This is a genomic window from Achromobacter sp. 1011791174 (genome assembly GCF_059760925.1).
Map to the genome: position 1 here is coordinate 114,644 of NZ_JCBANH010000003.1, position 14,742 is coordinate 129,385.

At 71.0% G+C, this 14,742-nt stretch carries 12 protein-coding genes and 1 CRISPR repeat array; of the genes, 8 read left to right on the forward strand and 4 right to left on the reverse strand.

Annotated features, from left to right (window positions below; all coding sequences use genetic code 11):
• Window positions 1-4: 4 nt before the first annotated feature.
• From AC6LJ5_RS02200 to AC6LJ5_RS02235, 8 genes are all read left to right on the forward strand, one after another.
• Complete coding sequence (locus AC6LJ5_RS02200; RefSeq protein WP_498139742.1) at window positions 5-1,798, forward strand: ABC transporter permease subunit; 1,794 nt, start codon at window positions 5-7, stop codon at window positions 1,796-1,798.
• 2 nt (window positions 1,799-1,800) lie between these two features.
• Window positions 1,801-2,577: an ABC transporter ATP-binding protein gene (locus AC6LJ5_RS02205; RefSeq protein WP_498139743.1), complete on the forward strand. Its 777-nt coding sequence runs from the start codon at window positions 1,801-1,803 to the stop codon at window positions 2,575-2,577.
• Window positions 2,574-3,779 (forward strand): transporter substrate-binding domain-containing protein, encoded by a 1,206-nt coding sequence (locus AC6LJ5_RS02210; RefSeq protein WP_233772455.1) that lies wholly within the window; start codon window positions 2,574-2,576, stop codon window positions 3,777-3,779. Before AC6LJ5_RS02205 ends, AC6LJ5_RS02210 begins: the two co-directional genes overlap by 4 nt.
• A gap of 146 nt (window positions 3,780-3,925) precedes the next feature.
• Window positions 3,926-4,585, forward strand: coding sequence for an ANTAR domain-containing response regulator (locus AC6LJ5_RS02215; RefSeq protein WP_498139734.1), 660 nt, complete (start codon window positions 3,926-3,928; stop codon window positions 4,583-4,585).
• Window positions 4,582-6,087 carry a M81 family metallopeptidase gene (locus AC6LJ5_RS02220; RefSeq protein ID WP_498139735.1) on the forward strand — a complete coding sequence of 502 codons (1,506 nt, stop codon included), beginning with the start codon at window positions 4,582-4,584 and terminating at the stop codon, window positions 6,085-6,087. The genes AC6LJ5_RS02215 and AC6LJ5_RS02220 overlap by 4 nt, the downstream gene beginning before the upstream one ends.
• A gap of 84 nt (window positions 6,088-6,171) precedes the next feature.
• Window positions 6,172-6,579, forward strand: coding sequence for a carboxymuconolactone decarboxylase family protein (locus tag AC6LJ5_RS02225; RefSeq protein WP_498139736.1), 408 nt, complete (start codon window positions 6,172-6,174; stop codon window positions 6,577-6,579).
• 8 nt (window positions 6,580-6,587) lie between these two features.
• Window positions 6,588-7,193: an LON peptidase substrate-binding domain-containing protein gene (locus AC6LJ5_RS02230; RefSeq protein WP_498139737.1), complete on the forward strand. Its 606-nt coding sequence runs from the start codon at window positions 6,588-6,590 to the stop codon at window positions 7,191-7,193.
• 17 nt (window positions 7,194-7,210) lie between these two features.
• Entirely contained in the window at window positions 7,211-8,101 is an 891-nt protein-coding gene (locus tag AC6LJ5_RS02235) for a ParB N-terminal domain-containing protein (RefSeq protein WP_498139738.1), read from the forward strand.
• Window positions 8,102-8,270: 169 nt separating this feature from the next.
• Window positions 8,271-8,778: a CRISPR direct-repeat array (repeat unit 28 nt; unit sequence GTTCTCTGCCGAGTAGGCAGCTTAGAAA).
• 103 nt (window positions 8,779-8,881) lie between these two features.
• Here the strand turns inward: AC6LJ5_RS02235 and AC6LJ5_RS02240 are convergent.
• From AC6LJ5_RS02240 to imuA, 4 genes are all read right to left on the reverse strand, one after another.
• Window positions 8,882-9,262, reverse strand: a complete 381-nt coding sequence (locus AC6LJ5_RS02240) for an I78 family peptidase inhibitor (RefSeq protein WP_103274688.1) — start codon at window positions 9,260-9,262, stop codon at window positions 8,882-8,884.
• A 107-nt stretch (window positions 9,263-9,369) separates the two neighbouring features.
• Complete coding sequence (locus AC6LJ5_RS02245) at window positions 9,370-12,600, reverse strand: error-prone DNA polymerase (protein WP_498139739.1); 3,231 nt, start codon at window positions 12,598-12,600, stop codon at window positions 9,370-9,372.
• Window positions 12,601-12,636: 36 nt separating this feature from the next.
• Window positions 12,637-14,106 (reverse strand): Y-family DNA polymerase, encoded by a 1,470-nt coding sequence (locus tag AC6LJ5_RS02250; protein WP_103274686.1) that lies wholly within the window; start codon window positions 14,104-14,106, stop codon window positions 12,637-12,639.
• Window positions 14,039-14,737: a translesion DNA synthesis-associated protein ImuA gene (gene imuA, locus AC6LJ5_RS02255; protein WP_103274685.1), complete on the reverse strand. Its 699-nt coding sequence runs from the start codon at window positions 14,735-14,737 to the stop codon at window positions 14,039-14,041. The genes AC6LJ5_RS02250 and imuA overlap by 68 nt, the downstream gene beginning before the upstream one ends.
• Window positions 14,738-14,742 lie beyond the last annotated feature (5 nt).

Consider the following 14,742-nt stretch of genomic DNA (forward strand, 5'->3'; position numbering starts at 1 on the left):
CATGATGACTGACACCTTGTTGGAACGCGAAGCGCCAGCGGGCCGCGCGCGCCGCAACGGCCGCGATCTGGGCGCGCTGGCGGCGCTATGCCTGGCACTGACCGTGGCCGGCCCCTGGCTGTTCGACACCTATCTGCTGAACGTGCTGATCAAGGCGCTGTTCTTCGCCATCGCCGCGGTGACGGTGGACCTGCTGTGGGGCTATACCGGCTACCTGACCTTCGGGCAGTCGGCGTTCTTCGGCGTGGGCGCCTATGCGGCCGGGCTGGCCTTCACGCATTTCGGCTTCTCGCCCGGAGTGGCGGCGCTGGCCGTGCTGGCGGCGGCGCTGGCCTCGGCGGCGCTGGCGCTGGTGACGGGCTGGCTGTCCTTCTACCGGGGCGCCTCGCCGTTCTTCGCCACGGTGATATCGCTGGTGCTGCCCATCGTGCTGACCCAGGTGGCGCTGTCCGGCGGCACCTATACCGGCTCGTCCTCGGGGCTGACCGGCTACGACAGCTTCGACCTGTCGCTGCAGGCCTGGTACGTGGTGGCGGCGGGCGCGCTGTCGGCGGTGGCGCTGCTGGCCTGGACGGTGACGCGCAGCGACGCCGGCCGCATCCTGGCGGCGCTGCGCGACAACGAATCGCGTTGCAGCTACCTGGGGCTGGACACGGCGCGCTGGCGTATCGCGCTGCTGGTCGCGTGCGGCGTGGTGGCGGCGTTGGCGGGCTTCGGCTACGGCGCCTTCAGCGGCGTGGTGGCGCCGGAGCTGACCGGCTTCGTGTTCGGCACCGAGCTGATCATCTGGGTGGCGCTGGGCGGGCGCGGCACGATCTGGGGGCCGGTGCTGGGCGCGATTCTGATCAACCTGGCGGCCTCGTACCTGAGCGGCTATATGCCCTTTGTGTGGCAGTTGCTGCTGGGCGTGACCTTCATCGTGGTCATCCTGCTGCTGCCGCGCGGGCTGCTGCCGCTGCTGCTGGGGCCGAAACGGCGCGCGGCCGCAGCGCCCGCGCCGGCGCTGACCGCCAGGCCGCCGGCGCCGGAAGGCGCGGCGGGGTTGAGCCTGCGCGGCGTGGCCAAGCGCTTCGGCAGCCTGCAGGTGCTGGAAGGCATCGACCTGAAGGCCGGCGGCGGCGAGCTGCTGGGACTGATCGGCCCGAACGGCGCGGGCAAGACCACGCTGATGCGCTGCATCGCCGACGGCGCCGAGCGCTCGGCCGGCGAGATCGAGCTGTGCGGCCGGACCATACGGCGCGAGGGGCCGGAGTTCTGCGTGCGCGCCGGGCTGGGCCGCAAGTTCCAGAACGCCAACATCTTCGACAGCATGACGGTGGCGGAAAGCCTGCGCATCGCCTCGGCCATCCGCGAGCGTCCGTCCTGGCTGCGGCGCGCGCCCGAGCTGCGGCTGCCGCCCTACGCGCTGGAAGTGTTGCGCATGACGGAACTGGATCAGTGTCTGGACTGCCCCGCGCGCGACCTGTCGCACGGCCAGCAGCAGGCGCTGGAATTGGCCATGGTGCTGGCGCTGGAGCCGCGCGTGGTGTTGCTGGACGAGCCCACGGCGGGCCTGAGCAAGGCCGAGCGCACCCGCATCGGCGAGGTGCTGTCCTCGCTGTCGCGGCGCTACGGGCTGTGTTGCCTGCTGGTCGAGCACGACCTGGATTTCGTGGCCGAGGTGGCCACGCGCATCGTGGTGCTGCACCAGGGGCGCATCGTGATGGACGGCAGTTTCCAGGAGGTGGTGGAGTCGGCGCTGGTGCGCGCCATCTACGCCGGCAGCGCGCAGGCGGTGGCAGAGGAGGCGCGGCAATGAACATGCAGGCGAATGGACAGGCGAAGGCGGACGGACGCGCCGGTGCGGGCGGGCAGGGCGGCCAGCCCGCCCTGGCCCTGGAGGGCGTGTCCAGCGGCTACAAGTCGGCGCTGGTGCTGCGCGACGTGTCGCTGGCGGTGGAGCCGGGGGCCTGCGTGGCGCTGCTGGGCAAGAACGGCATGGGCAAGAGCACGCTGCTCAAGACGGTGATGGGCTATCTGCCCAAGGCCGGCGGCCGGGTGCGGCTGGGCGGCGCGGACGCCACGCGCATGCGGCCGCAGGACGTGGCGCGCCATGGCGTGGCCTATGCCGCGCAGGAACAGGCGCTGTTCCCGGATCTGAGCATCCGCGACAACCTGCGGCTTGGCCTGCCGTCCGACCGGCTGTTCGACGAGCGCTTCGCCGACGTGGCGCAGCTGTTTCCGGTGTTCGCCAGCCGGCTGCGCCAGCATGCCGGCACCCTGTCGGGCGGCGAGCAGAAGATGCTGCTGGTGGCGCGCGGGCTGATGCAGCGGCCCGCCTTGCTGCTGCTGGACGAGATCACCGAAGGCCTGCAGCCCTCGGTGATCGACCGGCTGGCCGGCGCGCTGGCCTGGGAGCGCGAGCGGCGCGGCACCAGCATGTTCATCGTCGAGCAGAACGTGGCCTTCGCGCTCAAGGTGGCCGACCGCTACCTGATCCTGAAGCAGGGCGCCATCGTCGACCAGGGCGAGGCTGGCGCGGCCGGGGCCGCAGGCCATATCATTGATCACCTGAAGGTAATGAACCCGCAGGCATGAACCCGGATCCCGACGCCATGACGCAGGCCAATGACGGCAACGCGCCGATCCCGAATTCCGCAACGCCGCCGGCCCCGGCCGTGCCCGGCTGGCGCATCGGCGTGCTGTACTCGCGCAGCGGCGTCAGCGGCACCACCGAGTCGCAGCATTTCTTCGGCACGGTGCTGGCCGTGGAAGAGATCAATGCGCTGGGCGGCGTGCTGGGCCGGCCGCTGGAGCCGGTGGTCTACGACCCGCGCAGCGAGAGCGAGGAATACCGCCGGCTGGCCGGTCGGCTGCTGCTGGACGACGAGGTCAACGTGATCTTCGGCGGCTGCACCTCGCATTGCCGCAAGGCCATGCTGCCGGTGGTCGAGCGCAGCAACTCGCTGCTGTGGTACGCCTCGGTCTACGAAGGTTTCGAGTATTCGCCCAACGTCATCTACACGGGCGCCGCGCCCAACCAGGGCAGCATGCAGCTGGCGGCCTACCTGATCCGGCATTGCGGCTCGCGCATCTTCCTGGTGGGCGCCGACTACATCTATCCGCGCGAGACCAACCGCATCATGCGCGACACCGTCGAGCAGCACGGCGGCGAGATCCTCGACGAAACCTATCTGCGGCTGGGCTGCGACCAGGCCGACATCAACGAGGTTGTCGAGGACATCCGCCGCATCCAGCCGGACGTGGTGTTCTCGACGCTGATCGGCTCGGACGCCGAGCGCTTCTACCGCCGCTACCACGAGATGGGCCTGTCGGCCGCGCGCATGCCCATCGCCAGCCTGACCATGACCGAGGCCGAGGTGGCCCAGGTCGGCCCGGCCCTGTGCGCCGGCCACATCACCGCGGCCACGTATTTCAATTCGGTGGACACGCCGGCCAACGCGCATTTCCTGGCGCGCTGGCGGCAGCGCTTCGGCGAGCGCCCGGCCAGCGTCTACGCCGAGGCGTCGTACAGCCAGTTGCACCTGTACGCCCGCGCCTTGCAGCGCGCGGGCAGCCAGGACACGCGCAAGCTGGTGCAGGCGGTGCATCAGGTGGCCTTCGACGCGCCGGGCGGCCCGCTGGCGGTGCTGCCCGAGAACAACCATTGCGCGCTGACGCCGCGCATCGGCGTGTGCCGGCCGGACGGCGGCTTCGACGTAGTGTGGCAGAGCGACGCGGCGGTACGGCCGGACCCGTACATGACGTCGCTGGGCCTGGACGCCTTCTGGCTGGAATGAGATGAGGCCCACCCCCGAAGCGCTGCGCGCTCCCCCCTCCAGGGGGCGCCGCTACGGACCGGCGAAGCCGGCTCCGTGCGGCCCCGAAGGTGAGACGCTCCTTCCATGCGGTGAGGGTGGCGTGCTGGCGACTAAGAAATACTGACATGGACCATAGCCTACGCCGCCTCTACGAGGACCTGCGCAGCATCGCGGTGGCCGTGGTCTATCCGCCCGGCGAGGACCGCGACCTGCTGGTCGAGCAGCTCAAGCGCATCGGCTGCCGCATCCATCTGCACTGGCCGTTCCCGGACTGTCCGCCGGTGGGCGCCGACGTGGTGTTCTTCCTGGTGTCGCAGTGCGGGCAGAACAGCGCCGCCTGGTCGTCCAGCGAGGCTGACGCGACGTTGATCGCGCTGTCGGACTACGAGACGCCGACCACGCTCAAGCAGCTGCTCAAGACCAACGCCCACGGCGTGCTGACGCGGCCGTTCCGCTCGGCCGGCATCCTCAGCACGCTGGTGCTGGCGCGCTCGGCCAAGCTGTTCCAGAACCGCCAGCAGAACAAGATCGACAAGCTCGAGGGCACCATCAAGGCGCGCCGCGTGATCGAGAAGGCGATCCGCGCGCTGATGGACAACCAGCGGGTGGACGAGCGCGAGGCCTACGAGCACATGCGCTCGCGCGCCACCCGCCTGCGGGTCAGCGTGGCCGAGGTGGCCGCCATGATCGTCGAGGCCAGCGAGGCAATGGAAAAACTCGGCCTGGGCGGCGCGTCGGCGCGCGCACCGGGCACGGCAGAAAAAACCAAGGGAGACCCCACATGAAAGTCCTGATCGCGCGCATGAACCACGAGACCAACACGTTCTCGCCGGTGCCCACGCCGCTGTCCGCCTTCGGCAACGACGGCCCGACCTACGACGCCGCCGCCTACGAAGAGAACAAGGGCAAGCGCACCGCCATGTCCGCCTTCATCGACCTGGCCGAAGCGCACGGCGCCGGGCTGGTCACGCCGGTGTCGGCCACGGCCTACCCCAGCGGGCGGGTGGACGGCGCGGCCTACCAGGCGCTGTGCGACCGCATCGTCGCCGCCGCGCCCGGCTGCGACGCGCTGCTGCTGGATCTGCATGGCGCCATGGCGGTCGAGACCACCGACGACGGCGAGGGCGACCTGCTGGAACGGCTGCGCCGGGCCGCGCCGGGCGTGCCGGTGGCCGTGGCGCTGGACCTGCACGGCAACGTCACGCAGAAGATGGTGGACAACGCCGACGTCATCATCAGCTTCAAGACCTATCCCCACGTCGACATGTACGAGACCGGCGAGCACGCCGGCCGCATCCTGTTCGACTGGCTGGCGGGCGGACCGCGCCCGGCGCTGGCCTGGCGCCGCCTGCCGCTGATGACCCACACGCTGCGCAGCGCCACGGCCGAGGGCGCCATGCGCGAGGCGGTGCAGGCCGCCCGCCAGGCTGAGCAGGGCGCGGTGCTGGGCGTGTCGGTGCTGGCCGGCTTCGCGCTGGCCGACATCCCCGCGCCCTGCCTGAGCGTGGTGGCGGTGGGCGCGGGCGAGGCCGGACGCGCGGCCGCCGAACGCGCCGTGGCGGCGCTGGCCGACGCCATCTGGGCCAACCGCGACGGTTTCTACTACCGCAGCGAGCCGCTGGCCGACTCGCTGGCGCGCGCGGCCCGGCTGGCCGAAGGCGCGGACAAACCGGTGCTGCTGCTGGACCATGGCGACAACTGCATGTCGGGCGGCACCTGCGACACCATGGACGTGCTGATGGCGGCGCTGGACGCGGGGCTGACCGGCATCCAGGCCGGGCTGTATTGCGATCCCGAGGCCGTCGCGGCCATGGCGCGCGCGGGCCTGGGCGCCACGGTGGAGCTGCCGGTGGGCAACAAGCGGCCCATCGACGCCATCGGCCGCGCCGCCGCGCCGATGACGCTGCGCGGCGTGGTGCGCGCGTTGAGCAACGGCGAATACGTGATCACCGGCCCGACCTACACCGGGCAGACCGCCTGCATGGGCCCCAGCGCGGTGCTGGACCTGGGCGCGGCGCAGCTGGTGCTGACCAGCCGCACGCACGAGCCCTGGGACCTGGGCGTGTTCGAAAGCCTGGGCCTGGACCCGCGCGCCGCGCGCTTCGTCCTGGTCAAGTCGCGCATGTATTGCCGGCCGGTGTTCGTGCCCATCTCCGGCGCGCTGGTCGAGTGCGACAGCCCGGGCGTCACCAGCTCGGACTACGGCCTGTTCGCCTACCAGCGCCGCCAGCGGCCGCTGTATCCGCTGGAGCCGATGGCGCAGCAGGACTATCGCGCCCAGGCTTGAACGGCGGGCCGCTATCCTGTCCAATGGCGGCTTGCGGGCGCGGCGTCCGGCCGCGCCCCGATCGCCATACTGGGAGGAAGGGCCATGGCCACGGTGCGCTTGCTGTCGGACGAGGAAGTCCGCGCGATTCCCGAGGCGTGGGCGGTGTTCGAGGACATCCGCGCCACGCGCAAATCCGATTTCGTCAACAACTTCTGGCGCGCCCTGGCTAACGATCCGTCGCAGCTGCGGCGGGTCTGGGAACAGCTCAAACAGGTCATGATGGCGGACGGCGAGCTGTCGCCGCTGGTGCGCGAGCTGATCTACATCGCCGTGTCCACGGCCAATGGCTGCGGCTACTGCATCCATTCCCATACGGCGGCGGCCAGGGCCAAGGGCATGACCGACGGCCAGCACGCCGAGCTGCTGGCCGTGATCGGCATGGCGGCCCAGACCAATGCGCTGGTCACGTCCATGCAGGTGCCGGTGGACGAGGCTTTCCTGGTCAAATAGGCGGCGTCATGGCGCTGATCCCGTTGTTTCCGCTATCGCGCGCGCTGTTTCCGGGCGGCGTGCTGCACTTGCGCGTGTTCGAGGTGCGCTACCTGGACATGGTGCGCCGCTGCATCGCCGACGGCACCGGCTTTGGCGTGGTGGCGCTGCTGTCGGGCAACGAGGTCCGCAGCCCCGAGGGCCAGGAGACGCTGGCGCCGGTGGGCACGATGGCGCGCATCGAATCCTGGGACGCGCCGATGCCCGCGTTGCTGGCGCTGCGCTGCGTGGGCGCGGGCCGATTCCGGCTGCATGCCAGCCAGCTGGCAAAATACGGGCTTTGGATGGGCGAGGCCGAGGCCATCGCCGACGACGCGCCGGCCGAGGTGCCGGCGGACCTGCAGGATTGCGCCGACGCGCTGGGCAGGCTGATCGCGGGCTGGCAGCGCGAGGGCGTGCCGGCCGAGCACATGCCGCTGGCGCCGCCGTTCCGGCTGGACGACTGCGGCTGGGTGGCCGACCGCTGGTGCGAGCTGCTGCCGCTGCCGGCGGCCGAGCAGGCCCGGCTGCTGGCGCTGCCCGACCCCGTGGCGCGCCTGGCCGCCGTGCGGCAGGCGTTGCGGGACGCGAGCTGAAATTTTTCTTGGATGTTATGGAAATCAGAATTGACGAGGGCCTGCGGGCCTATATCGACCCCTTGACCGAAGACGAGTCCGCCGCGCTGGAACGCAGCCTGCTGGCCGAAGGCTGCCGCGACGCGCTGGTGCTGTGGGGCGACCTGCTGATCGACGGGCACAACCGCTACGCGCTGTGCAGGAAACACAATATTCCGTTCGAGACGCGCCAGAACACCAGCTTCAAGTCCATCGAGGACGTGTATCTCTGGATGATCGAGAACCACCTGGGCCGGCGCAGCGTGTCGGACTTCCAGCGCGGCGTGCTGGCGCTGCGCAAGCGCGAGATTCTGCAATCGCGCAGCACGCCGCCTTGGGACGAGGGCGTGCGGGCGGAAGGCGATGAGTCCGTGCCGACCGCCGCGAGCCATGCCGGCGGTGACGCCGAGGGTGACGGCGCGGGTCCCAAGCCCGTCGTGATGTCCCAGGCCCAGGGCCGCGCCGAGCTGTCGCGTCAGGCGCTGGCGCGCGCGGCGCGCATCAGTAGCAGCACGCTGGGCCAGATCGAGAAGATCCAGAAGGAAGCCGCGCCGGAACTGGTGCGGGCCGTCAAGGCCGGCGAGATCTCCATCAACGCGGCCGCCGCCGTCGCCTCGCTGCCGCAGGAACGCCAGGCGGCAGCCGCCACGGCCGGACGCAAGGAACTGCGCGAGGCCGCCCGCGAAGCCCGCCAGGCCAAGGCCCCGCCGCCACGCGAGGCCCCGCCCGAGGTGCCGGTGGAAGAGATCGAGGACCTGCCCGCCGAAGTCACGCGCCTGCGCGCGGTGCTGGCGCGGGTGACCGAGGAACGCGATCAGTTGAAGAAGAAGGTGGCGAACCTGACGGTGGCGCTGTCCGAGGCGCGCAAGGCGGGTGGTGGGGATGATTGAGGGCGGGGGATTCCGAGGGAAGGGTGGCCGCAGCGTGGGACCCTTTTTTTGACGGCCGAATAAATGCCAATGGAATCAATGGCTTGTAAATGGGCCTGGAATTTGGGTGCTTAATGCGTGGGGCGTTGTTTTTTCTTTGAAATCAAATGGCTGTGTGGATTTAGGCACAGTTCTCTGCCGAGTAGGCAGCTTAGAAATTCCTGGCGCATGTCACGCTTGTCCTCGGGGTGTTCTCTGCCGAGTAGGCAGCTTAGAAAATTTCCCTGCTCCTTGCGATGCACCTCTACCGGTTCTCTGCCGAGTAGGCAGCTTAGAAATTCGCCCTGCTGGGCTGCACGGCGCACCCAGAGTTCTCTGCCGAGTAGGCAGCTTAGAAAAACACCAACCGAAGCTGCCGCAGCGGGAATCCGTTCTCTGCCGAGTAGGCAGCTTAGAAAGATAGAGTTGCCACGGGCCAGATAGTCCATGTGTTCTCTGCCGAGTAGGCAGCTTAGAAATAGCCAAGCAATGGCAACGCCGTTTCGACGAGGTTCTCTGCCGAGTAGGCAGCTTAGAAAAATTCCGGCTGGCGCAGGCCCGCCATGGCTGGGTTCTCTGCCGAGTAGGCAGCTTAGAAACAGCCGGGTCGCCGTGGCGCCCAAGCATGCACGTTCTCTGCCGAGTAGGCAGCTTAGAAATTGGCAGGCATAGCCGAAGCCGGCGGCGAATTGTCCTTCGCCGAACAGGCTGTTCAACCATGCCGAGTAACAGCTGTTCCCCGGCATGACCATCCCCGGCATCTCACCCGCAACGGATCGCCGTCATCACATCCTTGTCATCGACGATCAGGTTCAACCGGGTGTCGTTGTATTCCATCGTGACTAGCTGGCCGGGCCGCAGCATGCGGGCGGTCTGGCTGCCGCTGCGCGAGCGCAGGTCTTCCAGCACGGCAGGGGTGGCTTTCTTGCCGATCTCGGATTGCAGGGCGCTGGCGTCGCAGGTCTTGCCGGACGGGCCGCTGGCCATCGGGCTGTAGCTGGATCCTGACGAGGTTCCGCTGCTGGCGGCGGGCGCGCTGGAGCTGGTATCCGAGGACGGGCTGGACGGGGAGCGGGGCGCGCCGGTGTTGGCGCAGGCGCTCAGCGTGGCGGCCAGCAGGACGGGAATCAGCTTGCGGATCATAGAGGGCTCCTTGCTACTACATGAACTACGCGAAAATGCCGCGCGGACCGGGATGCATGTCGGGTCCGCGCGAGAAAACATGATAGACCAGACAGAGACGGGCCGCCTCAATGGAAGTTCCGGCTCTGCGTGCTCAGTCCGCCCAGCAGCTCGGACATATCCACCAGCCGCTGCGCGATCAGGTGGCGCACGCCGTCCACGTTCTGCCAGGCGCCATAGACGCCCAGCAGGCTGGAGCCGAGCAGCTCGCGGCGCTGGCGTTCGATCAGCTCGGTGCGGACCACCACGTTGACCGGGCCGGTCTCGTCCTCCAGCGTCACGAAGATCACGCCCTTGGCGGTCTGCGGCCGCTGCCGCACGGTGACGATGCCGCAGGCGCGCGCCACGCGTCGGTGCGGATAGGTGTTGAGCACGGCGGCGGGCTGGAAGTTGCGCGCGGCCAGTTGCGGGCGCAGCAGGGCCACCGGGTGGCTGCGCAGGGTCAGTCCGACGCTGCGGTAGTCGGCGGCCACCGATTGGCCTTCGTCCGGCGCGCTTATCGCCGGGGCCTGGACGTCATGGATGGCGGCGTGCCTGAGCAGGTCGCGGCTGCTGGCGCTGGCGGCGGCTTCCCAGCTGGCCTGGCGGCGGTGGCCGGCCAGCGTGCGCAGCGCGTCGCCGGCGGCCAGCGCGTTCAGCTCGTGGCGCGTGAGCGCGGCGCGGCGCGCCAGGTCGCCGGTGTCGGCATAGGGCGCCTGCGCGCGCGCGGTCTCGATGCGCCGGGCCGCTTCCTCGCGCAGGCCCTGGACCAGGCTCAGGCCCAGGCGCACGGCGGGGCGCGGCTCGCCGGCGGGCGGTGCGTGGGGATGGGCCCGGCGCGGGGTGGCGAGGGCCTCGGGCGGTGGCGTTTCCAGCGCCGAGTCCCAGCCGCTGTGCACCACGTCGGGCGGCAGCACGCGCACGCCGTGGCGGCGAGCGTCCTGCACCAGCTGGGCCGGCGCGTAGAAGCCCATGGGCTGGGAGTTGAGCAGGGCGGCCAGGAAGGCCTCGGGCTCGTGGCGCTTGAGCCAGGAGCTGGCGTAGGCCAGCAGCGCGAAGCTGGCGGCGTGGCTTTCGGGAAAGCCGTATTCGCCGAAGCCCTCGATCTGGCGGAACAGCGCTTCGGCGAAGTCCAGCGTGTAGCCGTGAGCCAGCAGGCCGCCGACCAGCTTGACGCGGTATTTGTCGACGCCGCCCTTGCGCTTCCAGGCGGCCATGGAGCGGCGCAACTGGTCGGCGTCGCCGGGCGTGAAGCCGGCCGCCACCACGGCGATCTGCATGACCTGTTCCTGGAAGATCGGCACGCCCATGGTGCGCGAGAGCACGTCGCGCACCTTTTCGCTGGGATAGGTTTCGTCTTCCTTGCCCTGGCGTCGGCGCAGGTAGGGATGCACCATGCCGCCCTGGATCGGCCCCGGCCGCACGATGGCCACCTGCACCACCAGGTCGTAGTACTTGCGCGGCCGCAGCCTGGGCAGCATGCTCATCTGCGCGCGCGACTCGATCTGGAACACGCCGATGGTGTCGGCGTCGCAGATCATGTCGTAGGTCGGATCGTCGCCCGGAGGAATGTCCTGCAGCCGCAGCGGCGCGCCACGGCGCTGGCCGGCCAGCTCCAGCGTGCGGCGCAGCGCCGACAGCATGCCCAGCGCCAGCACGTCGACCTTCAGCAGCTTGAGCGCGTCCAGGTCGTCCTTGTCCCACTGCACCACGCTGCGGTCGGGCATGGCGGCGTTCTCGATCGGCACCAGGCGCGAGAGCTTGCCGCGCGAGATCACGAAGCCGCCCGGGTGCTGCGACAGGTGGCGCGGAAAGCCCATCAGCGTTTGCGCCAGCCAGGCCCATTGCCGCGCCACGCGCGAGTCCGGGTCCAGCCCGCAGGCGCCCAGCGTGCGCAGCATTTCCTTCTTGCCGTCCCACCACTGGTGCGCGCGCGCCACCGCGTCGATCACGCCGTTGTCCACGCCCAGCGCGCGGCCGGTGTCGCGCAGCACGCTGCGCGGCCGATAGGAGATGACCACCGCGGTCAGCGCGGCGCGGTCGCGGCCGTACTTGTCGTAGATGTACTGGATCACTTCCTCGCGGCGCTGGTGCTCGAAGTCCACGTCGATGTCGGGCGGTTCGTTGCGCTCCTTGCTGATGAAGCGCTCGAACAGCGCGTGGCCGCGTATCGGGTCGACCTCGGTGATGCCCAGGCAGTAGCAGACGGCCGAGTTGGCGGCCGAGCCCCGGCCCTGGCACAGGATGCCCTGGCCGCGCGCGAACTGGACGATGTCGTAGACGGTCAGGAAATACGCCTCGTATTGCAGGTCGCGGATCAGGCCCAGCTCTTTCTCGATCTGCGTGGCGATCGCCTCGGGCACGCCCTGCGGGAAGCGGCGCGCGGCGCCGGCCTGCGTCTCCTGGCGCAGGTAGGTGGCGGGCGTGTGGCCCGGCGGCACGATCTCGTCCGGATACTCGTAGCGCAGCTCGTCCAGCGAGAAGCCGCAGCGCCGCGCCACCGCCAGCGTCTGCGCCAGCGCCTCGGGCGGGTACAGGCTGGCCAGCCGCATGCGCGTGCGCAGGTGGCGCTCGGCGTTGCCGGCCAGCGCGTAGCCGCAGCGCGACACCGGCTGGTGGCTGCGGATGCCGGCCAGGGTGTCGTGCAGCGGCTGGCGCGAGCGCAGGTGCATCTGGACCTGGCCCAGCGCCACCAGCGGCAGCCCGGCTTCCTGCGCGGCCGCCACGGTGGCGTCGCGGTGCAGATCCTCGCGGGAACGGTGCAGCAGGGTCAGCCCGACCCAGGCGCGGCGCGGGAACACGCGCGCCAGCCAGCGCGCCTGCTCGGCGATGCGAGCGGCGTCGGCGCCGTACTCGGGCGTCAGGATGGCCAGGCATTCGGGCAGGCCGCGCAGGTGCGCGCAGCCGGGCGGCGGATCGGTGAAGTCCTCGGGCGCCAGCCGGTACTCGCCCTTGGGCGCGCGCGAGCGCGCCAGCGTGATCAGCTCGGACAGGTTGCCGTAGCCCTCGCGCGTCTGCGCCAGCAGGGTCAGGCCCAGCGGCGCGGCGTCGGGCGCGGCGCGCAGCTGGAAGCAGGCGCCGATGAGCAGCGGCAGGTTGAGCTTCTTGGCCTCCATGTGCGCGCGCACCACGCCGGCCAGGCTGCACTCGTCGGTGATGGCCAGGGCGGCGTAGCCCAGCTCGGCGGCGCGGGCGGCCAGCTCTTCCGGGTGCGAGGCGCCTTGCAGGAACGAGAAATTGCTCTGGCAGTGCAGCTCGGCGTAGCCGGGCAGCAGGGCCAGGAGTTCCGGGGCGTCGGCGGGATCTTCGGGCGGGCGCATGATGGCGTAACGGTGGGGCGGAGCCGCGGGCCGGCGTCAGGCGTACAGCCCGTGCAGGAACCAGCGCGCGTGCTCGGCGTCGCGCTCGCGGTAGATCCAGTAGCGCGCGGCGGCTTCGTCCTCGGCGACGAAGTAGTCGCGCACGGTCAGCTGCGGATCCCACCAGCCGCTCTCGATGCGCTCGGGGCCGCGCATCAGCCGCAGCGCCTGGCCCCGATACTGCGGGCGGTCGCCGGCCAGGCGCAGCGGCTGCGGCGGATCCAGCAGCCAGAAGGGACGGTCCAGCAGCGCCGGCAGCGGCTCGGCGCCGGCGGGCGCTTGCAGTGCGTCGCCCCAGGCATTGGCGGCCTCGGGCCTGTGATCGGCCTGGGGCCGGGCGCGGCGCACGCGTTCGCGGCCCAGTCGCGCGCTGAGCAGGTCCAGCAGCCGCGCCTGGTCCTCGGCGGTGCCGCCGGGTTCGGGAAACAGCGTGGCGCTGGCGGCGGGCTGGGCCACGGTCTCGGGCGCCAGCAGGGCCACGGCGATGACCGGGTCGGTCAGCGTCATGCGGCCCAGCTTCTCGCGCAGCAGGCCGAGGATCTGCGCCGGCTGCCAGGCTGGTTGCGACAGCGCCAGTTCCAGCTCGGTGGGCGGGCGCGCGCGGCGGCCGCGCTCGTGCTCCAGGCTGAGCGTGATCTTGCGCACCGCCAGCTGGCTCGCGGCCAGCCAGCCGCCCAGCTGTTCGGCCAGCCGGCGGGCCACGGCCAGCACCGCGTCGGTGTGCTCCAGGTATTCCATCAGCTCGATGCGGCGGGCGAAGCGCGCCGGCGGCTCGATCCAGCGTTGCGGCTCGGGCGCCAGACCATAGGCGGCGTCCAGCGCCGCCAGCAGTTCGGGCGCGCTGCGCCGCTGCAGGCCGGCGCGCGGCAGGGCGCGCAGGTCGCCCAGCGTGGCGCAGCCGATGTCCTGCAGCCAGTCCAGGCGCGGCCGCGCCGGGGGCAGCAGGGCCAGCGGCAGCGCGTCGAGCCTGCGAACGAGCGTGGGCAGGGTCAGCACCCGTCGGCAGGCGCGCCGTTCGCGGCGCTGCGCCAGCAGCCAGGCGCCGGCGGCGGTGGGCGCCATGCCCAGCGACACCCGCAAGTCCAGCGCCCGCAACGTGGCGGCGACCCGGCGCGCCAGCGCGCGCGGGCCACGGAAGAATTGCAGGCTGGCGCCCACGCCCAGCAGCACGGTGGCCTCGTCGGCCAGCGCGACCTCGGGCGTGTATTGCAGCAGGGCCAGCGCCGCGCCTTGCAGCGCGTCGGCCTCGGCCTGCGGACTGCGCGGCAGCAGCTCGACCTGGGGCGCGATGGCGGCGGCGCCGGCGCGGCGCATGTCCAGCCGCACGCCCGCAAGGCGCGCGGCCGGGGTCAGGGCGATCACGCGCTCCTGCTCCAGCACGGCATAGGCCTGGGCGTCGTCAGGCCAGTGCGGGCGTATGGCGTCCAGCGGCAGGCAGCGCAGGCAGGCGGCGATCCAGAGGCGCATGGCGGGCGGGTGTTTCGAAGGCGCCGGGCTCCAGGCCCACGTGCAGCGGCGTATCGCAGGCAGGCCCCCGGCGCTTGAGGATATGGACGGACAGTCCGCCCGGCGCGGGCGCCAGCGCCAGCCGCAAGGGGGCGGGCGTGGCGTGGGCGGCGGCGGCGGACGGACGCAGGGCGACGAACAGCAGGTCGCTGGCCTGGGCCGCCAGATGCAGCCGGCGCAGCGATTCGGGGCGGACCTGGGGCAGCCAGCAGAGCAGGGCGCCGCAACTGCCGTTCCTGAGGATCTGCTCGGCGGCCCAGAGCGCGTCCGCCGGTTTTTCAGGGCAGACCCAGAGCAACTGCCGGGGATCCAGCCGCCAGCTCATCCAGCTGACGATATTGGGCGCGTGCGGCGGCTGCACCAGCGCGATCGGACGCCGTGTCTCCAGCTGGGACAGGGCCGGGCGCAGCAAGCGGATCTCGCCCACGCCGGGATGCGGAGACAGCAGCTCGACCAGGCTGCCCATCGGCCAACCGCCATCCGGCAGCTCGGCCGACAGCGCCGCATGCCCGGTCGGCAGGCAGCGCGCCGCCCCGCGCGCCAGCTGGGTGGCGCGCCACAAGGCGGGATGGATGCGTTCGGGGGACTGCATGGCGG